The sequence below is a fragment of the Novosphingobium gossypii genome (genome assembly GCF_050433305.1).
GTDB lineage: Bacteria > Pseudomonadota > Alphaproteobacteria > Sphingomonadales > Sphingomonadaceae > Novosphingobium > Novosphingobium gossypii.
Genome location: NZ_JBNPXM010000001.1, coordinates 138,291 through 162,326, shown reverse-complemented (window position 1 = coordinate 162,326; position 24,036 = coordinate 138,291). Strand labels below are relative to the sequence as shown.

The following is a 24,036-nucleotide window of genomic DNA, read 5'->3' as shown; positions in this document are numbered from 1 at the left end:
GTACCCTGGATCAAGTGGCGGTCGCGGGGATCGTCCTGCCGGAACCGGCAGGTACGGCGCAGACCACGAAGGCCACCACGGTGGCAATGCATAGCTGGAAAGGGAACGACAGGCCGCTCAGCGCGGTCGGCAGTCCGATGACGCGGGCGATACCCGGCTGAAGCAACAGTACCGTGACGAACCCGACGATCAGCGACGCGATTACCGATCCGGTCGTCCCGCGCCCCGTGAACAGCGCGGTGAAGTAGACGCCCAGCAGCCCCGCATACGTGAACACCATCACCTGTAGCGCGAATTCCAGCAACCCCATGTCGGTATAGCGCTGCCAGTAGAACGAGACGATCGCCATCACGAACATCGCAAGGCCAATCACGCCCATGCCGGCGCGTCCCGCCGTGACGTAGTGATGTTCCGGCGGGTTTGCGCGCTTTTCCTTCCACGGGCGATAGAAGTCCTGCACCAGCACCGAAGACATCGCGTTCAGCGCGGAATTGGTGGTCGCCACTGCCGCCGCGCAGATGCCGATGGTGACAAGCCCGCGCAGACCGCCCGGCAGCTGGGTGAGGATGTAGTGCATGAAGATGCTGATCTTCTCGCCGCCGAACTGGTTGCCTGCGGCGGCGGTGGCGCCGCCCATCAGGTCGGGCCTGTCGTAGAACACGTAAAGCAGCAGGCCGATGACGATGAACATGCCCACCGTCGGCACCGTGGCCAGCACGGAAAGGTAGAGGCTGCGCGCCCCGGTCTTCGCGTCCTTGCACGAAAGCAGGCGCTGGGTCGTGTCCTGGTCCATCCCGGCATTGGCGATGTAGAGCAGCGAGAGGCCCAGCACGATCGCCAGCATCGAGAACGGACGCGACAGGTCCATCGAGAAATCGAACAGCTTCAGCTTGTTCACGCCCTCGGGCGTATGCATCAGCCCCTGCACGATCTCGGCGTTGGAAGCCGGGATCGACAGGCGCAGGAACACCAGCACCGCGATGGCGGACCCCAGATAGACCACGAACTGGATAAGGTCGTTCCACAGCACCGATTTCAGGCCGCCGACGAAGGTGAACAGCACGCTTGCCACGATGAGAACCGCAGCGGCGATCATGATGCCCTGCGCTTCCACCGTGCCGGTGATGACCATCGCCAGCGCGATCGCCGCAAGATAGACCCGCGCACCGCCGGCAAACACGCGCCCTACGAGGAACATGCCGCCCGCCCACCGCGTCGCCTTTTCCGAGAACCGCAGCGTCAGCAGTTCGTAGGCGGTCGTCGCCTTGATAGCGTAGAAGCGCGGGATCATCACATGCGCCACGAAGATCGCACCGATCAGCCCGCCGATGTTGCCGCTCAGATACGTCAGGTCGCCGTGGTAGCCATAGTCCGGCCCGCCAAGGAAGGTCGCGGCGGACTGTGTCGCCGACAGCACCGATATGGCCGCCAGCCAAGCGGGCACACTGCCGCCGGCAAGGAAATAGTCATGCGCAGAAGCGGTCTTGCGCGGCGTGAATATCCACCCGCCCGCAACCAGCAGCAGGAGGTAGGCGGCGATCACCAGCCAGTCCGCCATGGAAAATGGCAGCGTCATCGCGATAGTCTCCGTAGTGCAGTTGCCCGCGCGGGGTTGGAAATACCGAAAGAAAAGACGGGCGCCCGGCCGGAGGAGAGTTGGCCGGGCGCGCCGTCAGGGGGGGAATGCTCCTCAGATATGCGCGGTCAGCGAAAGGCCGATCGTGCGCCCGAGGATGTCGTAGGTGTCCGGGAAGGTGTTGAAGACACCGCCGGTGGACACCATGGGGGGGTTCTTGTCGAACAGGTTGTAGACGCCTGCGGTCATCGTGATGCCTTCGACGAAGTCATACGATGCCGAAAGGTCGAAGGTGTTCTGCGCCTTCAGCGTCTCGGCCGAACCGGCGGTGCTCGAACGCACCTTGCCGATGCGCTGCCAGTCGAACTGGATCACGCCCTTGTCGAACAGCAGGCCAGCGCCCACGGTGTGGCGATAGTCAGGCTGAACCAGCGTGGTGCCGTCGCTCGAACAGGTGGCGCCGAACGTGCCCTTGCACTGGATCGCGGCGACGGTGGAGTTCGCCTGGATCTTATACGAGGTGACGATGTTGCCCTGATAGCTCAGGCGCAGACCCTCGCCCGGCAGCCAGTCCTGACGCAGCGTGTAGCTGGCCGAGATGTCCAGCCCGCGCTGCAGCAGACGTCCCAGATTCTGGTTGTTCACATAGGCATCGGCGAACGTGCCGTCCGCGTTGCGCGTGACCAGACCGCACAGCGGGTTACCCGCCGTCGGGTTGGTGATATAGCAGCTGGTGATGGCGGCGATCGGCTGGATCACGCCGACCGCGCCCTTGAGGTCCAGCTCGTACCAGTCGACGGTGACGGTCAGGCCCGGCACGAACGTCGGCGTGATGACCACGCCTGCCGTGGTGGTGTAACCGGTTTCGGGCTTCAGGTCCGGGTTGCCGCCGTAATAGTAGTTGCCGGTCAGATAGCTGGCCGCATTGGAGTTCGCCGAACCCACCGCAGGCGCACCGAAGCGGGCGCACTGCTCTGCATTGCCGGTGCCCAGCACGCACGGATCGCCACCATAACGGGGCTTCAGGCGATCCACCGTCACCAGATTGCTGAACGGCAGAGAGGACACGCCGCCTGCGAACTCACCGAAGTTCGGGGTGCGCAGGACGCGCTGGTAGGTGCCGCGAACACGCAGGTTGCGGTCGACTTCCCAGTTGCCCTCGACCTTCCAGGTGCCGTGGGTGCCGAACAGGTTATAGTCCGACAGGCGATAGGCGCCGCCCACGTCCAGCTTGCGAATCAGCGGCAGATCGCGGAGCACCGGCACCAGCACTTCGCCGTAAAGCTCCTTGACGTCGAACGATCCGCTGTAGGCGGCCTGCACGCCCTGACGATACGTGTTACCGGTGAGCAGCGCGGTGTCCTGATCGATGTCGGCAGTCTCGCGGCGATACTCTGCGCCGATGGCGAAACCGATCGGGCCGGCGGGCAGCGAGAACAGTTCCTCCAGCGTGCCGCTGAGGGTGGCGGCGGCGACGAACTGGTCGCGCTTGCGGTTGAAGCCGTTGATCGGCGTGCCCAGCGCATCGGCCAGACCGCTGGCATTGGGCCCGAAGATGTTCACTGTATTGACGATGGACGCGAAATTGTTGGCGCCCGCATTGTTGGCCACCAGACCGTCGCCGGTGATCAGCGTGTTTTCGGTGGACCGGCCATACTGGGCATAGGCGTTCCATTTGATCGCACTGGTCAGCGGACCGCGCAGACCCGTCTGCAACTGCAGCGTGTTGCGCTCGGTGCGGTACTGGACAAGGCCCAGTTCGTACAGCGAACGCGCCACGTTCACCTGCGCCGCGCCGTTGACGAAGGTCAGTTGGTTGCGGATCGCGTCGGTCAGGAACGGGTTGCTTTCGCTGATCGAGACGGTGCGGTTCACCGAAACCGGCGTCGCGCCCGGAGTGCCGGTCTCGGTCGTGCGGGTGTTGGTATACATCGCGCGGCCATAGACTTCGACCTGCGGGGTGATCTCGTACTTGTAGAGCGCGGCGACGTTGATGCGCTTCAGCGGCGAGATCAGCGGATACTGGCTCGACACGTTCGACGTGGCGGACGGGCTGGTGGTGAAGGCGCCGCTGTCGGTGAAGCCGAACCGGCGGCCGCTGGCCACGTCGGTAAAGACGCCACCGATGCTGGGGATCGTCTGGTTGGGCGTCTCCGCCCAGTCGCGCTGGCCGGCGCGGATCAGGTCGCGCTGGGTGTAGTCCGCCGCGATCACCAGGTTGCCGCGATCGCCAAGGCCGGTGCCCAGCATGATCGAGCCGCCGTACTGCGCACCGCCGCGCGTCGACAGGCGGCTGGACGCATTGGCGCGCAGGCCCTCGAAGTCGTCGTTGAGGATGAAGTTCACCACGCCCGCGACTGCGTCGGCGCCGTACACCGCAGCGGCACCGCCGGTCAGCACGTCGGTACGCTTGATGAGCGAGGCGGGGATGGAGTTCACATCTACCGAATTGCGGAAGCTGAACGGCGCTGCGCGGGTGCCATCGATCAGCACCAGCGAACGGCTCTGGCCGAAGTTGCGCAGTTCAAGCACTTGCGCGCCGAATGCGTCGCTGCCCTGCGAACCCTGGCGCACGCCGCCCGACAGCTGCGGGATCTTGGTCGAGAAATCCTCGATGGTCTGGGCTGCCTGCAGCCTGATCTGCTCTTCCGAGGTGGAGGCGATCGGGCTGCTGGACTTCACGCCCGGCAGCAAAATGCGGGTGCCGGTGACGACGATGTCCGCGCTGGTATCCGCCCCGGCGTCCGCCGCTCCGGCAGACTGCGCTGAGGCAGGCGCATTGACCAGCGCGACGGCGAGCGCGGCGACGCCCACGGCATTCCTGTGAAACTTGACCATCGGCTTTCCCTTCATATTTCCGACTTCCCTGAACCCAGTCGCCGCCTGATTATCTTGTGGCGCGACCCGAAAGACTCGGCGGCTTGCGGCTGGATTGCGCCACAGACCATACCTGTCACACTTTGTAAAGTACCGGTATTCTATTGGTTCTATATCAAGCCAGCACAATGCGGGATTGCCAGAGTGTGCCGCCAGACAACGGGGCGGCCACGCCCGTGGTGCCGGGATAAGTCAGCGGCAGTCCCTTCAGGCTGCGCACCGCGAGGAACGCCATCGCCTCGGCCTCGATGAAGTCGCTGCGCAGCCCCATGTCGTCCGCCTTGCGGCAATCCCCCAGCCGATCGGCCAGCGCCTGCATCAGCACCGGGTTGTGGCACCCGCCGCCGCAGACGATCCATACCGCAGGCACGTCCGGCAGATGGCGCGTGGCAAGCGCAACCGATTCCGCCGTGAACGCCGTCAGCGTCGCCGCCGCATCCTCCAGCGAACAGGCGTCGGCCCATTCAAGCGGAAAGTCGTAGCGGTCAAGCGACTTCGGGCCTTGTCCCCGGAAATGCCCGTGCGAAAGTAGCTTGGCGAGAACGGCTTCGTCGACCCTCCCTGCCGCCGCGAAGCGCCCGCCATCGTCATAGCGCCCTGCTCCATGCGCCTGCACAACCTGATCGATCAGGCCATTCGCAGGGCCAGTATCGAACGCCAGCACTTCGCCGTCGGCACCGATGAACGTGACGTTCGCGATGCCGCCCAGATTGAGGAACGCCAGCGGCCCGGCCAGTCCCAGCCGCCGCGCCAGAGCGGCATGGTAGGCCGGGACCAGCGGCGCGCCCTGCCCGCCTGCGGCAAGGTCGTCCTGCCGCATGTCCGCCACGACGTCGATGCCCAAGGCGTCGGCGAGACGGGCCGGATCGCCCAACTGGATCGACAGCCGACGGTCCGGCCGATGGAGCACCGTCTGTCCGTGGAACCCGACCAGATCGGGCCGGCGCCCTGCCCTGGACATGACTTCCCGAGCGGCGCGAACATGGACGGCATGGACGACGTCTTCCGCCGCAGCGAATGTCTGCGGACGGGGGCCATGGCCATTCCACGCCAGCGCATCTGCGGTCGCGCGCTCTATCGTCGCACGCTCTTCCCCGGAAAATGGCGAGAGGAAGCTGGCACCGAACGAATCGATTTCCTCTCCGTCCGTTTCGATTAGCGCAGCGTCCACGCCATCGAGCGACGTCCCGCTCATGAATCCCAGCACCAGCATCAGCATTGCCTCCCACCGACACGCTGCCGTCCCGAAAGTCCGGTAAGCGCTCACTGTATGATCGGGTAACACCATCGGCGTTAATGACAAAACCAATTTAATGCCACTTGTGCAAAACCGGTAGACTGGTATCAGAAGCAGCATGACCCAGACGATCCTTCAGGGCGCCACGAAGATGGCGCAGGAAGCCCGCGAAGCACCTGCGCGCGTGGCCGAACAACTGCGCCTCAACGCCGATGTCGTGCGCGAAGCGGGCCAGCGGCTGCGCGACCTTTCGCCCCCCTTCGCCGCTACCCTGGCGCGGGGCAGTTCGGATCAGGCGGCCGCTTTCGCCAAGTTCCTGCTCGAAACTCATGCGGGTATCCCCACGCTGAGCCACGCACCATCCATCGGATCGTTGTATCAGGCGACTTCACCGCACTTTGCAGGCGTACCGCTGATCGCGATTTCGCAATCCGGACGCAGCCCCGACCTGATCGCCGCCGCGCAGGACGCCCGGCGTCAAGGTGCAGTTGTGATCGCCATCGTCAACGACGCCGCGTCTCCGCTGGCGGAACTGGCGCAGATCGTGATACCGGTCCACGCTGGCCCTGAAACCAGCGTGGCGGCGACCAAGAGCTTCGTCTGCACGCTTGTCGCCCTCACGCACCTCGTTGCAGAGTGGAGCCAGGACGCAGAGCTTCTGAAAGCGCTGGACACTGCCGGAGACGTTCTGGAACAGGCCGCGCACACCGACTGGACGCCCGCCGTTCCGCTGCTGCTCGACGCTGACGACATGCTGGTGCTGGGTCGCGGTCCCACCCTGCCGATCGCGGGCGAGGCTGCGCTGAAGCTGAAGGAAACGTCCAGCCTTCACGCCGAGGCTTTCAGCAGCGCCGAAGTCGCGCATGGCCCCATGACGCTGGTGGGCGAAGGCGACCCGGTGCTGGTGCTGGCCCCGCTGGATGTTGCGCGTACCGGCCTGCGCGAACGGCTTGACGATTTCGCCGCGCGCGGGGCGAAAGTGATCGCCGCAGGGCTTCCGGAAGACATCCCTGCCGGCGCGACGATCCTGCCGTTTGCCCCCGACACACATCCGGCGCTGGGCGCCATCGCCCAGATCCAGAGCTTCTACGCGCTGGCCGAAGCCCTTTCACTGGCGCGCGGGCGCAATCCGGACAGTCCGCCACATCTCAACAAGGTGACCCGCACGCTATGACCCTGACCGCTCTTGCCGGCGCCCGCATCGTACTGGCGGACCGCATTGCCGAGGACCGGGTGCTAGTACTCGACGGGGCGCGCATCGTCGGCGTGGCCGAAGCCGCGCCGGAAGGTGCCGCAGTGCAGGATCTTGGCGGCGGCTGGCTGCTGCCGGGCTTCATCGACACCCAGGTGAACGGCGGCGGGGATGTGCTGTTCAACGACATGCCCTGCGTGGAGGGCATTCGTGCCATCGCACAGGCGCACCGGCGTTATGGCACCACCGGGCTGCTGCCCACGCTGATAAGCGACTATGCCCCTGTCGTGGAGGCCGCGATCGCGGCGGGCGAAGCGGCTCTGGAGGCCGGTGTCCCCGGCGTGCTCGGCGTTCACATCGAAGGGCCGCACCTCAACCCCGTGAAGAAGGGCATCCACGACGCCGGGCGGTTTAGCACAGTCGACGATGCCGTGCTGGCAAGGCTGACGGTGCCATCCAAAGGGCGCCGTATCGTCACGCTTGCCCCCGAACTGGCACCAGCAGGTGCGGTTCGCGCGCTGGCGAATGCCGGTATTCTCGTCTGCGCGGGCCATTCGCTGGCCGACTACGACCAGACACGCGCGGCACTGGACGAAGGGCTCAGCGGCTTCACCCACCTGTTCAACGCGATGACCCAGTTCCTCAGCCGCGATCCGGGCATGGTCGGCGCCGCGCTGGAAGATCGCAGCACGCATTTCGGCCTGATCGTCGACGGCCTGCACGTCCACCCCGCCGCCCTGCGCGTGGCCCTGCTGGCGCGCGGGATCGAGGGCGCGATGCTGGTGACCGATGCGATGCCGCCGGTGGGAGGGCGCTGCACCCGCTTCACGCTGATGGGGCAGGAAATCACTGTGGGCGAAGGCGGCTGTCGCGGCCCTGACGGCACGCTGGCGGGTTCCGCACTGACGATGGCACAGGCCCTGCGCAACACGATGGACATGCTTGGCCTCGACATCGTCGCCGCGTCGCGGATGGCCAGCGGCAACCCGGCACGGTTCCTGAAGCTGCAGGACAGCACGGGCACGATCGCCCCCGGCCTTGCCGCCGACCTCGTCCACCTTGACGATGCCCGCCATGTGCGCGCCACATGGATCGCGGGCGCAAGGGAGGACAGCCGCGAATGATGCCGCAGCTCGGTCTGGTGGAAGGGCGGTTCGGACGCCTGTGGGACGAGGCGGAGCGCGGCTACGTGGTGCGCACGCTGGCAGGTGCCGGCTATGGCTTCTACCATTACGGCCCAAAGGCCGACCGTGCGCTACGGCGCGAATGGCGCACCGCGCATACCCCGCAGCAGACCGAAGCGCTGGCAAGACTTTCGGCGCAAGTCCGCGAAAACGGGATGCGTTTCGGCATCGCCCTGACGCCGGTGGGATCGACGCACCCGTTCGACGACGATGCCCGCGCGGATCTGGCGCGGCGTGTCGCCGATCTCGACGCCATCGGCATCGACGACCTCTGCGTGCTGTTCGACGACTTGCGCGGCGACATGCCCGAACTGGCCCTGCGACAGGCGGACGTAGTGAACTTCTGCGCCGACAGGTCGCGCGCCACGCGGGTCTATACCTGCCCCACGTACTACTCGGACGACCCCGTGCTGGACCTCGTGTTCGAGCAGCGGCCGGAAGATTATCTGGGCGAACTGGGCCGGCGGCTGGATTCGCAGGTGCAGGTCTACTGGACCGGCGAGGAAGTCTGCTCCAAGGCGATCGAGCCTGCCCACCTCCAGCGCGTGGCGGGCGAACTTGGCCGCCCGGTGTGCCTGTGGGACAACTGGCCGGTCAACGACGGGGCGCGCATGTCCCGCTTCCTGCATTTGCGCGCCTTTACCGGACGCAGCGCCAAGGCGGCGCAGCATATCAGCGGCCATGCGGTCAATCCGGCGATCCAGGCGCATCTGGGATGCATCCCTGCGCTGACCCTGCCGCAGGTCTACACGCTGGGCGATGACTATGCCTATGGCGCCGCCTTCGCCTCGGCTGCGCGGGAACTGCTCGGGCCGGAATTTGCCACAATGCTGCAGCAGGACATTGCAGCATTGCAGGACGTGGGGCATGAGCGCCTTGGCGTGCGAACGCAGCGGCTGCGCAGCCGCTATGAAGGGATCGACCATCCCGCCGCGCGAGAGATCGTGCGCTGGCTGGACGGCGACGACCTGATGACCGACGAAGAGGTACAGACCCAGTGACCGCGCTTCTTGCCACGTTGCGTAACGCTGTCGGCAAGCGCCATGTGCTGACGTCCCCGCGTGCGACCGCCCGTTACCGCAAGGGCTATCGCACGGGAGACGGGCCTGCGCTGGCCGTGGTGCGCCCCGGCAGCCTGCTCGAACTGTGGCGCGTGACAAGCGCGTGCGTGGCAGCCGACGTCTCGATCATCATGCAGGCGTCGAACACCGGGCTGACCGGCGGCTCCACGCCGGATGGCGCCGATTATCCCGGCGGGCTGGTGATCGTCAGCACCACGCGGCTTTCGGCGCTCAAGGTCATCCGGGGCGGAGAACAGGTGCTGTGCCTGCCGGGCACAACGCTGAACCGGCTGGAACAGGCCTTGCGCCCATTCGGCAGGGAACCGCATTCTGTGATCGGATCGTCGTGCCTTGGCGCGTCGGTGGTGGGCGGCGTGTGCAACAATTCGGGCGGATCGCTGGTGCGGCGCGGCCCCGCCTATACCGAGATGGCGCTTTACGCGCAGGTGCAGCATGACGGTTCGCTGCGGCTGGTGAACCATCTGGGCATCGCGCTGGGCGATGATCCCGAAACCGTGCTGGCGCGGCTGGATGGAGGGCATTTCACCGAGGCGGATATCGATCCTGCCACTGACCGCCGCGCCCACGATCACGACTATGCCAGCCACGTCCGCGACATCGACAGCGACGTCCCCGCCCGCTTCAACGCCGACCCGCGCTGCCTGTTCGAAGCTGCGGGAAGCGCGGGCAAGCTGATCGTCTTTGCCGTGAGGCTGGACACTTTCGCGCGCGAGGAAGACACCGCCACGTTCTACCTCGGCGCGACCACGCCGGAACCGCTGACCGAACTTCGCCGCACCATGCTGCGCGATTTTGCTGCACCACCGATCGCAGGCGAATACATGCACGCCGACGCGTTCGACGTGGCCGACCGTTATGGCCGCGACACGTTCGTCGCTATCGAAAAGCTCGGCACGGACCGTCTTCCGGCGCTGTTCGCCGCGAAGGCCAGGTTCGACGCCACGTTCGGCAACGGGCGCAGCGACCGGCTGATGCAGTGGGCCGGACGCTTCCTTCCCGATCACCTGCCCGCCCGGATGCGCGAATGGCGCAGGCGCTTCGATCATCACCTGATCCTCAAGGTCTCGGGCGATCAGGCCGCAGACACGCGCGCGCTGCTGGCACGGCTGTTTCCGGCCGCGCATTTCGAATGCACCGCGCAGGAAGCGGCCAAGGCGTTCCTCCACCGCTTCGTCGCGGCGGGCGCGGCGGTTCGCTATCGCGCGGTGCACCGGGCGCAGGTGGAGGACATCGTCGCGCTGGACGTTGCCCTGCCCCGCAATATGCGCGAGTGGGTGGAACACCTGCCCGATGATCTGTCGGACCGCTGCATCCACACGCTCTATTACGGGCACTTCTTCTGCCAGGTGTTCCATCAGGACTACATCGTGCGCAAAGGCACCGATCCGCTCGCATTCGAACATGCCCTGTGGCGCCTGCTGGACGCACGCGGCGCGCAGTATCCGGCGGAACACAACGTCGGCCACCTCTATGTCGCGAAGCCGCAGTTGGCGGAGTTCTACCGCAGCATCGACCCGCGCAACCAGTTGAATCCCGGCATCGGTCATACGTCAAAAGCGCGTGACTGGGCCGATTGCGGAGATCACGCATGACTTACTACCTCGGCATCGACGCAGGCGGCAGCAATTGCCGCGCACGGCTGATCGACGCAGGCGGCGCGGTCATCGGCGAAGGACGCTCAGGCACCGCCAACGCCCGGATCGGGATCGACGCGCTTTACGAAACGCTGAAGGACACCGCCGATCAGGCCGTGGCGCAGGCGGGCCTTTCGACCGGGCAGCGCGCTACCATCCGCGCCGGCATGGGCATCGCGGGCATAACCCGCCCCGGCGTTCGCGACGCGTTGGCGGAACTGGATTTCGGCTTCGCCTCCGCCAACTATGCCACCGACGCGCAGATCGCGAACCTGGGCGCGCACGGCGGGCAGGACGGTGCGATCCTCATCATCGGCACCGGCAGCGCGGCACAACTGCGCGTGGAGGGCCACGAATTCACAATCGGCGGCTATGGCTTCCCGATCTCGGACGAAGGCAGCGGCGCCGCGCTGGGCCTTTCTGCCATGCGGCACGCGTTGCGCGCGCTGGACGGTCGCACCCGCAAGACCCCGCTCAGCGCCGCCGTTACCGAGCGTTTCGGGCATGACACCGCGCAGGCCATCGCCTGGATGGACCATGCCACCCCGCGCGACTACGGCACGTTTGCCCCGCTGGTGATGGACTATGCCGAAGCGGACGACGCCATCGCGCGATCGATCGTCGAGAACGCGGCGGGCCATATCGAACGCTTCATAGAGACGATCTTCGAACGCGGCGCGACGCGCTGCACGCTGGTGGGGGGGCTGGCTCCGCGCATGATGCCATGGCTTCGCGCGCGGACGGTGGAGCGGCTCAGCGAAGCGCTGGGGGATTCGCTCGACGGGGCGCTGCGGCTTGCCGGGTATGCTCCCGCGGTCTGATTTGCAGCGCCGTAGAGGCGCGTCCACGTAGTCCTGAAAAAACGCCCCGCAGCACACCTGTTCTGCGGGGCGACACTTGCAAGGGTCCGAGGCATTTGCCCCGGACCCGTCTGTTTCTTCGTTCAGTAGCCCTGCTTTGCAAGCCAGGCGTCCACTTCGGGCAAGCGCGTCTGGCCGACCTTCACGCGGTCCTGGATCTTGGCGATGGTTTCGTCCACCGGGCGGCGCGAACCGGCTGCAAGGCGGGCCTTGGCGTACGCGTCCAGCTTGCCCACCATCGCCGGATCGGCGCTGCCTGCCGCCAGACGGCCGACGTAGCGGGTGGCGCCCGAGACATCGACGCGGCTCATCACCGCATCATAGTTGGCAAGCACGAAGTCGAACGCCTGCTCCGGGTGCTCGGTGCCGACCGCGCTGACGATCACCGGGCTGGTGGTGACGCCCGGCTCGTCCGTAAGCGACAGCGCCAGCGCCTTGCCCGCCAGCGCCGGATCGTTGGCGCGGCCCAGCAGCGAATAGAGCGTGGTCTTCACCTGCGCCGAGGTTTCTTCCTTCGCCATCTGGTGCAGCTTGTCCCAGGTCGCCGCGTCGGCATTCTTGGCGACGACAGTGAGCACCGCGACCTTGACCGAAGGATCGATCGAAGCCGGATCGGCGAACAGGCGGCGCGCCTGCGCCACGACACTGGCTTCACCCAGATCGCCCAGCGTCTCGATCAGCGTGGCGCGCAGGTCGCCGGCGGTGGCCGGCTCGTCCGCCTTGGGCGCCCAGCCCAGAGTGTTCAGCACCGGCAGCAGCCGCGCCGAGGCAAAGCGCGACAGCGCGGTCTTGCGCTTGGCGTTGCCATCCGTGAACTCGGCAAGCCCGCCGATCACCTTGGTTGCACGCTCCAGAACCTGCGGCGAGGCATTGGCGGGGAGGTTCTTCACAAGGTCAAGCATGTCGGCCATCGGCTGGTTGCCGGCATAACCCAGTGCCACCGCATCGTTCAGGATGCCAAGCTGGTCCACCGGCTGGACCGACGCGATCCCCTTGGCCAGACCGGCGAAGGTCTTCGCATCATACAGCACGCGGTAGTAGCCCGACTGACCGGCGTTGACGACCACCGGACCGCAGCCCGCAACCTTGAGCGCGCCCTTGCCCTGCAGCAGCGTCTCCGCCTCTGCACCGCCCACAGCAGCGGCGCGAACCGGCACGCGCCACGAAAGCGGCTGCTTGTCGGCACGATCACGGGTGAACTCGCCCTGCTCCAGCGCCAGCGTGGTCGAACCCGCCGCGCAGGCCGCCGTCACCTTCACCAGCGGAATGCCCGGCTGCAGCGTGAAGTCGTGCGCGATCTGGCTGATCGGCTTGCCGGAGGACTTGTCGATCTCGCGCCACAGGTCGTCAGTGACGGTGTTGGAATGCTTGTAGCGCCCCATGTAGGCCTGCACGCCCTTCTGCCAGCCTTCCGAACCGGCATAGGCCTCAAGCATGCGGATCACCGCCTCACCCTTGGAATAGGTGATCGAATCGAAGGCCTGGCTGGCTTCCTCCACCGTCGCGATGTGGTGGATGATCGGGTGCGTGGTGACGTAGGCGTCCTGACCCATCGCCAGTTCGCGCGAACCCAGCGCGGTGAGTTCGGGGTGCCATTCGGGGTGGAACTTCTCGGTTGCCCGGCCTTCCATCCACGATGCAAAACCTTCGTTCAGCCACAGGTCGTCCCACCACGACATGGTGACGAGATCGCCGAACCACTGGTGCGCCATTTCATGCGCCACGACCGTGAAGATCCGCTCACGCAGCGCGTTCGAGGCGATCTTCGGATCGAGCAGCATCGCGTTTTCGAAGTAGAAGATCCCGCCCCAGTTCTCCATCGCAGAGAAGAACTGGCTGCGACCGGGCGCCGCGATGTGGTCCAGCTTGGGCAGCGGATACTTCTCGCCGAAATAGCTGTTCATCCACGGCAGCAGATCCGCCGAGGCGTTCAGCGCATAATCGGCCTGCGCAAGATCGCCCTTCTTGGTCAGCACGCCCACTTCGGTGTCGCCCGCTATCTTCGTCTTGCGCTCGAAATCGCCAAGGCCGAAGAACAGCAGGTAGGTAGACATCTTCGGGCTGGTGCCGAAGGTCACCAGCGTCCTGCCGTTGCCCTGATCCTTGCGGCTTGCGACCGGCAGGTTGCCCACGGCCACTTCCTCGGTCGGGACCACGGCCTTGAGGTCGAACGTCGCCTTGTAGAACGGCTCGTCCCACGAAGGCATGAAGCGGCGCGCGTCGGAGTTCTCGAACTGGGTGAACAACGCGCGCTTCTGGGTGCCGTCCGCCGCCTTGTAGTCGAGGGCGAACAGACCGAAGGCCTGCGTGTTGATCTTGCCGGTGTAGTCGATCGACAGCACGTAGCTGCCGGGCGCGATCGGCTTGGCGAAGGTGAAGGTCGCGGTCTGCGCCTTCTCGTCCAGCGAGACGGTCGGCGCACCGGCCTTCCTGCCCGCCTTCGTCGCCAGCGCCGCCCTGGCGATCGCCAGGTCCGCTGCCTGCAGCGTGATCGTGCTGGTCGCTTCCACGACATCGACGGTGATCGCAGCCTTGCCTGCGAACGTCATCGCCTTGGCATCGGGCGTGAACGTGATGTCGTAATGGCTGGGCCGAACGGAGCGCGGCAGCTGCGTCGTCACCGTCTCGGCAGTCGCGCCCTTGGTCGTGGAGGCAGTGCCCGCATCCTGCGCCCCCCCATTCTGTGCAAAGGCGGAAAACGGAAGGGCGACGCCGGCGAGAAGCGCCAGCGCGGCGCGACGATACGGTTTCTTCATGGACGACTCACACCAGAAAGGGGGATGACGCATTGCTAACGCCCTGTCGCAGTGGCGCAACAATTTAACCGCAATGTGCAATTTTAAACGCTGACCGGGATACGCGCCTGCCGTGCGCCACGCAGCGCTTGCATTCCGCCGCCAATCCGCTAAGGGCGCCCCTTCCCCGCAGTCCGAGTGACGCGAAGGAAAAGAAAGAAAGCCGGAGGGGCCCCGCAATCCCGCGGGTCGCCAGCGATCGGTTAGACTAGATAAAGGAAGCTGCCGTGGCTCTATATGAGCACGTGTTCCTGGCACGCCAGGACCTCAGCCAGGCGCAGGTCGATGCGCTTGCTGCCGCCGCCACCGAGATCGTCGAGTCGAACCAGGGCAAGGTCGTCAAGACCGAGACCTGGGGCCTCAAGAATCTCGCGTACAAGATCAAGCGCAACCGCAAGGCTCACTTCGTGATGCTGAACATCGAAGCTTCGGGCGACGTCGTCGCCGAGCTCGAGCGCCAGACGCAGATCAACGAAGACGTCATCCGCTACGTCACCATCCGCGTTGACGAGCACGAGGAAGGCCCCTCGGTCATGATGCGCAAGACCGACCGCGAGCGTACTCGCCGTCGCGAACGTGAAGGAGCCTGATCCAGATGGCACGTGCATTCTTCCGCCGTCGCAAGTCCTGCCCGTTCTCGGGCAAGAACGCGCCGAAGATCGATTACAAGGACGTTCGTCTGCTCCAGGGCTTCATGTCCGAGCGTGGCAAGATCGTTCCGAGCCGCATCACCGCGGTTTCCGCCAAGAAGCAGCGTGAGCTGGGCCAGGCTATCAAGCGTGCCCGCCACATCGGCCTGCTTCCCTTCATCGTCAAGTAAGGGAGGGACCTACCCATGCAGATCATCCTCCTGGAGCGCATCGAGAAGCTCGGTGCCATCGGCGACGTCGTCTCGGTTAAGGACGGTTACGCCCGTAACTACCTGCTTCCGAACAAGAAGGCCCTTCGCGCCAACGACGCGAACAAGAAGGTCTTCGAAGCCAACCGCGCCAAGATCGAAGCGGACAACGCTGAGCGTCGTTCGGCTGCCGAAGCCAACTCGGGCAACGTCGAAGGCAAGCAGATCGTCCTGATCCGCGCCTCGTCGAACTCGGGCCAGCTGTACGGTTCGGTTTCGGTCCGTGACATCGTCGACGGCCTGAACGCCGAAGGCGCGAACGTGTCGAAGCAGATGATCGTGCTTGAACGCCCGATCAAGACGCTTGGCATCTTCGACGTCAAGGTTTCGCTGCACCCTGAAGTTTCGGTCAACGTCAAGGTGAACGTCGCACGTTCGCCCGACGAAGCCGAGCTGCAGTCGCAGGGCGTGGACGTGATGGCCGCGATGTTCGAACAGGACGTCTCGGGCTTCACCGAAGCTTACGACCCGAACGCCGAACCCGGCGAAATCGCGGTCGAGGAAACCGAGGAAGAGGGCGAGGCTCAGGCCTAAGCCCTTCCTTCGGACATCCGAGGAATACGAAAGCCCTCGTTCCTTCACGGAACGGGGGCTTTTCCTTTTGTGCTGTCGTCCAATCCGTCATCACCCTGCCGTCATCCGCCCCTATTGCGCCGCAGCACGGAATGCGTAATAGATGGCCATGCAAACGATGAAAGAAACGCTCGCGGAACTGGTCCGCGTTTACGAAGCCGCCGTTTCCACTCTCAAGGCCGATATTGCCGCCTTCGTAGAGAACGGCACCCTTCCCCCATCCAACCGCCGCGCCGATCGCCTCTGGACTTATCCTGAGCTGCGGATCACCTATCGCGGCACCGAGCGCAACGCCCGCGCCTCGCGCGCGTTCGGGCGGCTGGAACTGGCCGGCACTTATGCCACCACCGTCACCCGCCCGCACCTGTTCGCGTCCTATCTCGAAGAACAGCTCGCCCTGATCGAGGCCGAGTACGAAGTTGAGTTCGAGGTCGCCCCTTCCACGCAGGAAATCCCGTTCCCCTACGTGCTCGAAGGCGTGTCGGTCGGCACGGTGACGCCGCAGGAACTGGCTGCGCACTTCCCCAGCACCGAACTGGCGATGATCGGCGATGAGATCGCCGACGGCACGTTCCTGTCCGGAGAGGACGAGCCGCACCCGCTGGCCCTGTTCGACGGACTGCGCACCGACTTCAGCCTGGCACGCCTGGCGCACTACACCGGCACCAGCCCGGAGCACTGCCAGCGCTTCGTGCTTTTCACCAACTATCACCGCTACGTCGATGAATTCGTGGACTGGGCAGGCACGCAAGTCGGCTCCGACGGCTACGTGGCGCTGTCGGGTGCCGGCGGCCTGTACCTCGATGCACCGGTCGATAACGCCCGCGCACGGCTGTCCGACACGGCGTGGCGCCGGCACCAGATGCCCGCCTACCACCTGATCCGCAAGGACGGTTCGGGCATCACCCTTGTCAACATCGGCGTCGGCCCGTCCAATGCCAAGACGATCACCGACCATCTGGCGGTGCTGCGCCCCGAGGCATGGCTGATGATCGGCCATTGCGGCGGCCTGCGCGAAACGCAGCGCATCGGCGACTACGTGCTGGCCCATGCGTACCTGCGCGACGACCATGTGCTGGACCCGGTGCTGCCGCCGGAAATCCCGCTGCCCGCCATCGCGGAAGTGCAGATGGCGCTGGCCCAGGCCGCCGAGATGGTCAGCGGCGAAGGCGGCGCGAACCTGAAAAAGCGGATGCGCACCGGCACCATCGTCACCACCGACGATCGCAACTGGGAACTGCGCTATACCGAATCCGCCAAGCGCTTCTCGCTCAGCCGCGCGATCGGCATCGACATGGAAAGCGCCACGATCAGTGCGCAGGGCTATCGCTTCCGCGTGCCTTACGGCACCCTGTTGTGCGTGTCCGACAAGCCGCTTCACGGCGAACTGAAGCTGCCGGGACAGGCCAACCGCTTCTACGAGGAGGCGATTGCCAGCCACCTGAAGATCGGCCTCATTACCTGCGACCTGCTGCGCGAACAGGGCGACCGCCTGCATTCCCGCAAGCTTCGCGCGTTCAACGAACCCCCGTTCCGTTAACTCGAAAAGCAGGCCGACCATGCCGCGTATGGCATGGTCGGCCTGCCTGGTCTCACCAGCCGGACTTTTCGCCCTTGTTCTGCGCATCGAGCCACTTCTTGAGGGGCGCGAAGTAGTCCAGCATCGGCTTGGCGCTCATCTGCGGGGAGCCGGTGAAGGTTTTCAGCGCTTCGGGCCACGGCTTCGACTGGCCCATCGCCAGCATCCGGTTCAGGTTCTCGCCGACCTTTTTGTTGCCATAGAAGCTGCAGCGGTGCAGCGGCCCCTTCCACCCGGCCTGCTTGCATGCGGCCTGATAGAACTGGAACTGCAGGATCCGGGCCAGGAAGTAGCGCGTATAGGGCGTGTTGCCCGGTACGTGGAACTTGGCACCGGCGTCGAACCCGTCGTCCGGCCGTGCCGAGGGCGGGGTGATGCCCTGATAGTCGAGGCGCATCTTGGTCCACGCCTTGTTGTAGTCGGCAGGCTGGATCGAGCCGTCGAAGATGCCCCAGCGATAGCGGTCGATCATCAGGCCGAAGGGCAGGAACGCCACCTTGTCCATCGCCTGGCGTAGCAGCAGGCCGATGTCCTTGTCGGCGCCGGGCACCTTGTTCTTGTCCAGCAGGCCGATGTCCACAAGGTACTGCGGCGTGATCGACAGCGCGATGAAGTCGCCGATCGCTTCGTGGAAGCCGTCGTTCGCGCCGTTGAGGTACAGGAACGGCTGCCTGTTGTAGGCGCGCTGGTAGTAGTTGTGGCCCAGTTCGTGGTGGATCGTGACGAAGTCTTCCGAATTGACCTTCGTGCACATCTTGATGCGAATGTCGTCCTTGTTATCGACGTCCCAGGCCGAGGCATGGCAGATCACTTCGCGGTCTGCGGGCTTGGTGATCATCGATCGGGTCCAGAACGTCCCCGGCAGCGGATCGAAGCCCAGCGAGGAATAGAACCCTTCGCCCGCCTTCACCATGTCCAGCGGCTTCTTGCCCTGCGTCTTAAGCAGGTCGCCTATGTCGTAGCCCAGATCGCCCGCGCCCTGCGGAGCCACCAGCGGGTATACGTTGCCCCATTCCTGCGCCCACATGTTGCCCAAGAGGTCGGCGCGGATCGGCCCGCTGCGGGGCTGCACGGCATCGCCATACTTCTCGTTCAGCTTGCGGCGCACGTATGTATGCAAGGCGAGGTAAAGCGGCTTGGTCTCTTCCCACAGACGCTGCGTTTCCGCTGCGAACTGTTCGGGCGTCATGTCGTAGCCGGACCGCCACATGGCGCCGACGTCGGCATAGCCAAGCTCCTTCGCGCCCTGATTGGCGATGCCGACCATCTTCGCGTAGTCGCCCTTCATCGGCGCGCCGACATTGTCGTGCCAGGTCGTCCACATCTCGGCGAATTCGGCCGGGGTGTGCTGCAGATTGCCCATTTCCGCTTCGATGTCGGAGCCGTTGACCGGCTTGCCGCCAAGCGTGCCCTTGCCCTTGCCGTAGGCGGAGGACAGGCGCGTGGTGATCTCGCTCAGCTGCGCCGCCGCGCCGGGGGTGTTGGGCGCGGGCAGGACGATGCCCTGCCGCAGAATGCCCAGCTTTCGCGCAACGTCGGCATTGAGGCCGGGCACTTTCGCGAACTTCGCCGCCTCCACCGCGTACTTCACTTGCTTTTCGGTGAGGTCGCCATTCGACTTCGCCGCCAGCGCATCGGTATCCTCGGTGATGTAGGTGTAGTTGACCCAGTTCACCTGGTTGTTGCCCAGCGAGAAGTCGGACAGATCCTTCTCGGCATCGGCGATGAACCTGGCCGCGCCCTCCGGGGTCTGCGGATAGTCCTGCGCATAGGCGGGGATCGCAGCGAACGAAAGGCCGGCGGCCAGCGCAGCAAGGGCGGTGGATGCGAATTTCATGGGGGAACCTTCCTGAACTTTTCTTATACCGCAGACACTAGGCCAGCCCGCCGCCAGATCAACTCCCCCCACGGGCTTTCCACCATCCGTTCAGGCGACTTGCGCAAGCCCTTCCTCGGCCTGATCGTTCGTCGCGCCATCGTCCACGTTCGCGAAGTAGCCCAGGACTTCGCCCGCCTCGATCGGCTTGCTGTAGTAGTACCCCTGCAAGTGGGTGCAGCCTGCCGAGCGGGTTGCGCCGATCAGATGGGCTTCGCTGATGCCTTCCGCGACTACTTCGGCGCCCACATGCCGCGCCATCGTCACCGCCGCTTCCAGAACCGCGACGGAGGCCGGATCCTGCCCCAGGTCCATCACCAGACTGCGGTCCAGCTTCATGCGGTCGAACTTGAAGCTCTTGACCATCGAGAGCGAGGAATAGCCGGTGCCGAAATCGTCCAGCGCAATGCGGAAACCCAGCGTGCGCAGCAGGTTGAGCGTCAGCAGCGCCCGCGTGTTGCGCTCGATCGACAGCGATTCGGTCACTTCCAGAAACAGCCGGTGGGGCGGAATTCCGCTGTCTCGGCAGCATTGCAGCAGGAACCCGCTGAACCCTTCATGCTGCAACTGCACCGGCGACAGGTTCAGGCTGAGGTGCATGTCGGGCCACTGCGCGAAATCCGCCAGCGCGCGCCTGATGATCCATTCACCCAGCCGAACCATCAGCCCGCTGCGTTCGGCCGCAGGGATGAAGGTGGACGGCGGAACGTCGCCCAGCTCCGGATGGCGCCAGCGCACCAGCGCTTCCACTTCGCGCACGTCATCCACCATGGAGTGGATCGGCTGGTAGACCATCCGCAGCTGGTCGCGTTCGAACGCCAGTTCCAGATCCTTTTCCAGCGCGCGGTCCACGGCCCTCTCCTGCGCCATCGTCTGATCGAACGCGGTGGCACAGTTGCGACCGTTCTTCTTGGATGCGTAAAGCGCCATGTCGGCCTTGCGCAGCACGTCGTCGATGTCCTCGCAGTCCACCGCATCGATATCGACGACGCCCATGGATACGGTGACGACCACCGCGTATTCGCCCAGACTGAAAGGTTGGCGCACTGCATCGACGATGTCGGATGCGACCGCGATGCCGTTATCCCTCCCAGCTAGTGGCAAGCATACCGCGAACTCGTCGCCGCCGACGCGGGCCACCACGCATTCGTCGCCCAGCAACGCCTTCACGCGGCCACCGATCAGGCCCACCAGTTCGTCTCCTGCGGCATGGCCATAGTCATCGTTGATGTGCTTGAAGCGGTCGATGTCGATGACCATGAAGGCAAAACTGCCGGCGCCCACCGCCGTCAGTTTGCCGACTCGTTCCTGGAACGCCCGGCGGTTGGGCATGCCCGTCGCCGGATCGCTGAAGGCAAGGTTCTTCACCGCCTTGGCATTGCGGCGGAAGGTTTCCAGCGAGTTGGACAGCGCCTTCAGTTCCTTGAGCCGGAATTCCTCTATCGTCACGTCCAGATCGCCGTTCGCCAGCGCCTGAAGCGCACCGTGCATCCGCCGCATCGACGGCAGGATGTTGCGCATGATGTCGAACAGCGCCAGCAGCACGACCAGCATGGTTACAAGGCCCGTGGCGATCACCAGCAGTTGCCAGCGGCTGACAGAAGCCACGAACCCTGCCGCCGCTTCCTGCCGCTGCGCATGGGCGCGGCTGACGATGTTCCCGGCATAGGCGACCATCGCGGCGTTGCGCGCCTCTACCCGCGCGATCAGGCCGCTTCCGGCTTCCCGACCGTTCTGGATAGCAACGATTTCGGCGATGTGCCGGTCGAGATCGGCAAACGGGTTGTCCGCCTGGGACGATCCGTAGATCGTCATGCCGCTGCTGCGCAGGCGCCCAAGCTGATCGTCGAGGCCGATCGCCAGATCGGTCAGTTCGTCACTCCCGCCCCGCGCGGCAAGCCCCCGATTGGTCGCCATGCGCAGCTTGTCCACGGCGGCTGAAAACTGGTCGGCGTTCTCCGCTACCGCCGACGCATGGATCAGCGCGTCGGTCTGTTCCTTCAGGGCATAGGCTTCGTGCTGCGTAACGAACTGGAGCACCAGAGTGAGCGTGGCGATCAGCGCCAGGGCGCTTATCAGGCGCGTTTCAAGCGACGCGAACATGCGCCCGAACTTCGATTTCTGGTTCAAGATTCTGTCACCCGATTACGTGGGAATTTACATTCCGTCCGTTCGGGCTGTGTCGTTAAGGATGATTCCCTAAGAATTTTATAACGTTCTGAACATCTTACGCGCAACATCTGTCATTTAACTGTAACAATCACGGCGCCGGTGCCTTAGCCCAGAAATGCAGCGATCGCCCTTCCCATGTCCTTGAACGTCACCGACGACATGTGATTGCCGGGGACTTCGGCATACCTACCCTGCGGCAGCGCCTCCGCCAGTTCCGGGGCGGAGCCGTTGTCGCGATCGTCAACGCCGCACACGCAAAGCGTCGGCATCGGCACTTGGGCGATGGCATCGGGGGCGGTGTCGTCCACCGAGCCGAGCAGCAGCCGCGCCGCAACCCGGTCGATCTTCATCGTCTTCATGAAGGCCTGCGCGACGAACGCCTTGTCGCCCCGCTCGATGGTACCGAAACGATCTATCGCATCGACGAAATGGGCGCTGCGGCGAGCCCAGCCGGACAGCCCCGTCAATCCCATTCCCCCCAACACCAGTCGCTGCGGCGCCAGCCCCGCCAGCACTCCGCGAACCGCCGTGCGCGCGCCCAGAGAGAAACCGCCAAGGTCGAAATCGGACAGCTCCAGTGCCGCGATCACCGCCTTGAGATCGCGCACCAGCACGTCCGACGGATAGGCAGCAGGATCGTGCGGGCCGTCGCTCTGTCCATGCGCGCGCAAGTCGGGCATGAACACGTCGAACCCCGCATCGGCCAGAATCCGCGCATTGCCGAACTTGATCCAGTTCACCTCGGCGCTGGAAAACAGTCCGTGCAGCAGCACCAGCGGCCTGCCAGCCCCCTCACCGCCGGAAGCCTTCATCGTGTGCAGGGCAAGCTTCGCGCCGCCGAAACCTTCGACGAATTCGGTCTTCACTTCGCTCACGGGCAAACTCGCTTTCTATCGGGCCGTTCTACGCAGGCGGCTCAAGCCCTGCGGCTTTCCACCTGTCCGTAACGCCGGGGTTCTCGGCGCTGGTCATGCCGGGCAAGTGCCGCACGTCGGTCCATGCCGTCAACATGCTTTCGGTGGCGTAGTTCTGGCTGGGGCGGAACGGCGTGGGATCGTCGAAGCTGCCCACCGTCAGGTCGATGTTCTCGCCATCCAGAAAGGCAAAGCCCAGCGGCGTGCCACAGCGCGAACAGAAAGGTCGGTGCGCGATGGGAGAGGAGCGATACCAGTCCGGCTCCGCCTCCCAGCATACGCCGGACAGCGGCGCGTTGACGAAGGCGATGGACACCCCGCCCGTCGCGCGCCGGCACATGGAGCAGTGGCACAAGTACGCCTTGTCCGGCTCGACCTGCGCGCGATATCGGATGCGGCCACATTGGCAGCCGCCGGTCATGGAGGTGCTCATGCCCGTCAGCGTACCGCGATGCGCGGACTTGTGGAAGGGGGAGCGGGCCGATCGGCTTCGACCGCGCTCCCTCGGAACTCAGCCCTTCTTCAGGTGGCGGCGGCCCAGCAGTTCGGCGATCTGCACCGCATTCAGCGCCGCGCCCTTGCGCAGGTTATCCGATACGCACCACAGCGCCAGACCGTTCTCAACGGTCGAATCCTCGCGCACGCGGCTGACGTAAGTGGCACCGTCGCCCACGGCCTCCACAGGCGTGACGTATCCGCCATCCTCGCGCTTGTCGACGAGCATCACGCCCGGCGCCTCGCGCAGGATGTCCTGTGCTTCCTCGGCGCTGATCTCGTCCTCGAACTCGATGTTGAGCGATTCTGAGTGGCCGACGAAGACCGGCACGCGAACGCAGGTGGCCTGCACCTTGATCTTCGGGTCGAGGATCTTCTTGGTCTCCACCACCATCTTCCACTCTTCCTTGGTGGAGCCATCGTCCAGGAAGACGTCGATGTGCGGGATCACGTTGAAGGCGATCTGCTTGGTGAACTTCTTCGCGTCGACCGGATCGCCGACGAAGATCGCGCGGCTCTGCTCGAACAGTTCGTCCATGCCTGCCTTGCCCGCACCCGAAACCGACTGGTACGTGGACACGACCACGCGCTTGATCTTGGCCTTGTCGTGCAGCGGCTTCAACGCCACCACCATCTGCGCGGTGGAGCAGTTGGGATTGGCGATGATGTTGCGCGCCTTGTACCCGTCGATCGCCTCGGGGTTCACTTCAGGCACGATCAGCGGCACGTCCGGGTCCATGCGGTAAAGCGAGGAATTGTCGATCACCACACAGCCCTGCGATGCTGCCTTGGGCGCATAGACCTTGGTGGCTGCGGAACCCGCCGCGAACAGCGCGATGTCCCATCCGGTGAAGTCGAAATGCTCGACGTTCTTCACCTTGAGCATGCGGCCTGTGTCGCCATACTCGATCTCGGTGCCGACCGAACGCGAAGACGCGACGGCGGCGATCTCGTCCGCCGGGAATTCGCGCTCTGCCAGAATGTTCAGCACTTCGCGGCCGACATTCCCCGTCGCACCGACGACGACAACCCGGTAACCCATGGCAAATTCCTTTTGCAGACGCACCCGGACACGCGGGCGCCGACACGCCC

At 65.0% G+C, this 24,036-nt stretch carries 18 protein-coding genes; 9 read left to right on the top strand and 9 right to left on the bottom strand.

Annotated features, from left to right (window positions below; all coding sequences use genetic code 11):
* Positions 1-10 precede the first annotated feature (10 nt).
* The 3 genes from GGR40_RS00830 to GGR40_RS00820 form a co-directional block, all read right to left on the bottom strand.
* Positions 11-1,576: a sodium:solute symporter gene (locus GGR40_RS00830; protein ID WP_429274304.1), complete on the bottom strand. Its 1,566-nt coding sequence runs from the start codon at positions 1,574-1,576 to the stop codon at positions 11-13.
* Positions 1,577-1,690: 114 nt separating this feature from the next.
* Positions 1,691-4,414, bottom strand: a complete 2,724-nt coding sequence (locus GGR40_RS00825; RefSeq protein WP_429274303.1) for a TonB-dependent receptor plug domain-containing protein — start codon at positions 4,412-4,414, stop codon at positions 1,691-1,693.
* A 154-nt stretch (positions 4,415-4,568) separates the two neighbouring features.
* The gene (locus tag GGR40_RS00820) at positions 4,569-5,666 is read right to left on the bottom strand and encodes an anhydro-N-acetylmuramic acid kinase (RefSeq protein ID WP_429274302.1); all 1,098 of its coding nucleotides are present in this window, start codon (positions 5,664-5,666) and stop codon (positions 4,569-4,571) included.
* Between the two features lie 142 nt (positions 5,667-5,808).
* Between GGR40_RS00820 and GGR40_RS00815 the strand changes: the two genes are divergently transcribed.
* Genes GGR40_RS00815 through GGR40_RS00795 form a run of 5 tightly spaced genes read left to right on the top strand, consistent with a single transcriptional unit; the run spans position 5,809 to position 11,603 of the window.
* Positions 5,809-6,864 (top strand): SIS domain-containing protein, encoded by a 1,056-nt coding sequence (locus GGR40_RS00815; RefSeq protein WP_429274301.1) that lies wholly within the window; start codon positions 5,809-5,811, stop codon positions 6,862-6,864.
* Entirely contained in the window at positions 6,861-8,006 is a 1,146-nt protein-coding gene (nagA, locus tag GGR40_RS00810) for an N-acetylglucosamine-6-phosphate deacetylase (RefSeq protein ID WP_429274300.1), read from the top strand. The genes GGR40_RS00815 and nagA overlap by 4 nt, the downstream gene beginning before the upstream one ends.
* Positions 8,003-9,067, top strand: coding sequence for a beta-N-acetylglucosaminidase domain-containing protein (locus tag GGR40_RS00805; protein WP_429274299.1), 1,065 nt, complete (start codon positions 8,003-8,005; stop codon positions 9,065-9,067). Before nagA ends, GGR40_RS00805 begins: the two co-directional genes overlap by 4 nt.
* Positions 9,064-10,740: a D-lactate dehydrogenase gene (dld, locus tag GGR40_RS00800; protein ID WP_429274298.1), complete on the top strand. Its 1,677-nt coding sequence runs from the start codon at positions 9,064-9,066 to the stop codon at positions 10,738-10,740. The genes GGR40_RS00805 and dld overlap by 4 nt, the downstream gene beginning before the upstream one ends.
* A complete protein-coding gene (locus tag GGR40_RS00795; protein ID WP_429274297.1) occupies positions 10,737-11,603 on the top strand; it encodes a glucosamine kinase nucleotide-binding domain-containing protein in 867 nt (288 codons plus the stop codon). The genes dld and GGR40_RS00795 overlap by 4 nt, the downstream gene beginning before the upstream one ends.
* 122 nt (positions 11,604-11,725) lie before the next feature.
* On the opposite strand, the gene GGR40_RS00790 is transcribed toward GGR40_RS00795, so the two are convergent.
* Complete coding sequence (locus GGR40_RS00790; RefSeq protein ID WP_429274296.1) at positions 11,726-14,398, bottom strand: M1 family metallopeptidase; 2,673 nt, start codon at positions 14,396-14,398, stop codon at positions 11,726-11,728.
* Positions 14,399-14,664: 266 nt separating this feature from the next.
* Between GGR40_RS00790 and rpsF the strand changes: the two genes are divergently transcribed.
* The 4 genes from rpsF to GGR40_RS00770 all read left to right on the top strand — a co-directional run bounded on the left by rpsF (position 14,665) and on the right by GGR40_RS00770 (position 17,448).
* A complete protein-coding gene (rpsF, locus tag GGR40_RS00785) occupies positions 14,665-15,027 on the top strand; it encodes a 30S ribosomal protein S6 (RefSeq protein WP_429274295.1) in 363 nt (120 codons plus the stop codon).
* Between the two features lie 5 nt (positions 15,028-15,032).
* Positions 15,033-15,257, top strand: a complete 225-nt coding sequence (gene rpsR / locus GGR40_RS00780; protein WP_007686754.1) for a 30S ribosomal protein S18 — start codon at positions 15,033-15,035, stop codon at positions 15,255-15,257.
* A gap of 15 nt (positions 15,258-15,272) precedes the next feature.
* Complete coding sequence (gene rplI / locus GGR40_RS00775; protein WP_429274294.1) at positions 15,273-15,869, top strand: 50S ribosomal protein L9; 597 nt, start codon at positions 15,273-15,275, stop codon at positions 15,867-15,869.
* Positions 15,870-16,017: 148 nt separating this feature from the next.
* A complete protein-coding gene (locus GGR40_RS00770; protein ID WP_429274293.1) occupies positions 16,018-17,448 on the top strand; it encodes an AMP nucleosidase in 1,431 nt (476 codons plus the stop codon).
* A 52-nt stretch (positions 17,449-17,500) separates the two neighbouring features.
* On the opposite strand, the gene GGR40_RS00765 is transcribed toward GGR40_RS00770, so the two are convergent.
* The 5 genes from GGR40_RS00765 to GGR40_RS00745 all read right to left on the bottom strand — a co-directional run bounded on the left by GGR40_RS00765 (position 17,501) and on the right by GGR40_RS00745 (position 23,986).
* Complete coding sequence (locus GGR40_RS00765; protein ID WP_429274292.1) at positions 17,501-19,324, bottom strand: M2 family metallopeptidase; 1,824 nt, start codon at positions 19,322-19,324, stop codon at positions 17,501-17,503.
* Between the two features lie 90 nt (positions 19,325-19,414).
* Entirely contained in the window at positions 19,415-21,493 is a 2,079-nt protein-coding gene (locus GGR40_RS00760) for a putative bifunctional diguanylate cyclase/phosphodiesterase (protein ID WP_429274291.1), read from the bottom strand.
* Positions 21,494-21,639: 146 nt separating this feature from the next.
* Positions 21,640-22,410, bottom strand: coding sequence for an alpha/beta fold hydrolase (locus GGR40_RS00755; RefSeq protein ID WP_429274290.1), 771 nt, complete (start codon positions 22,408-22,410; stop codon positions 21,640-21,642).
* Between the two features lie 28 nt (positions 22,411-22,438).
* Entirely contained in the window at positions 22,439-22,882 is a 444-nt protein-coding gene (locus tag GGR40_RS00750) for a GFA family protein (protein ID WP_429274289.1), read from the bottom strand.
* A gap of 78 nt (positions 22,883-22,960) precedes the next feature.
* Complete coding sequence (locus GGR40_RS00745) at positions 22,961-23,986, bottom strand: aspartate-semialdehyde dehydrogenase (protein WP_429274288.1); 1,026 nt, start codon at positions 23,984-23,986, stop codon at positions 22,961-22,963.
* Positions 23,987-24,036: the final 50 nt, after the last annotated feature.

Coding starts and splice junctions, on each gene's coding strand:
- GGR40_RS00805 (WP_429274299.1), top strand. CDS start 8,003: ATGATGCCGCAGCTCGGTCTGGTGGAAGGGCGGTTCGGACGCCTGTGG.
- nagA (WP_429274300.1), top strand. CDS start 6,861: ATGACCCTGACCGCTCTTGCCGGCGCCCGCATCGTACTGGCGGACCGC.
- rplI (WP_429274294.1), top strand. CDS start 15,273: ATGCAGATCATCCTCCTGGAGCGCATCGAGAAGCTCGGTGCCATCGGC.
- GGR40_RS00765 (WP_429274292.1), bottom strand. CDS start 19,324: ATGAAATTCGCATCCACCGCCCTTGCTGCGCTGGCCGCCGGCCTTTCG.
- GGR40_RS00825 (WP_429274303.1), bottom strand. CDS start 4,414: ATGGTCAAGTTTCACAGGAATGCCGTGGGCGTCGCCGCGCTCGCCGTC.
- GGR40_RS00750 (WP_429274289.1), bottom strand. CDS start 22,882: ATGAGCACCTCCATGACCGGCGGCTGCCAATGTGGCCGCATCCGATAT.
- GGR40_RS00820 (WP_429274302.1), bottom strand. CDS start 5,666: ATGCTGGTGCTGGGATTCATGAGCGGGACGTCGCTCGATGGCGTGGAC.
- GGR40_RS00790 (WP_429274296.1), bottom strand. CDS start 14,398: ATGAAGAAACCGTATCGTCGCGCCGCGCTGGCGCTTCTCGCCGGCGTC.
- GGR40_RS00745 (WP_429274288.1), bottom strand. CDS start 23,986: ATGGGTTACCGGGTTGTCGTCGTCGGTGCGACGGGGAATGTCGGCCGC.
- GGR40_RS00795 (WP_429274297.1), top strand. CDS start 10,737: ATGACTTACTACCTCGGCATCGACGCAGGCGGCAGCAATTGCCGCGCA.
- GGR40_RS00770 (WP_429274293.1), top strand. CDS start 16,018: ATGCAAACGATGAAAGAAACGCTCGCGGAACTGGTCCGCGTTTACGAA.
- GGR40_RS00830 (WP_429274304.1), bottom strand. CDS start 1,576: ATGACGCTGCCATTTTCCATGGCGGACTGGCTGGTGATCGCCGCCTAC.
- rpsR (WP_007686754.1), top strand. CDS start 15,033: ATGGCACGTGCATTCTTCCGCCGTCGCAAGTCCTGCCCGTTCTCGGGC.
- GGR40_RS00815 (WP_429274301.1), top strand. CDS start 5,809: ATGACCCAGACGATCCTTCAGGGCGCCACGAAGATGGCGCAGGAAGCC.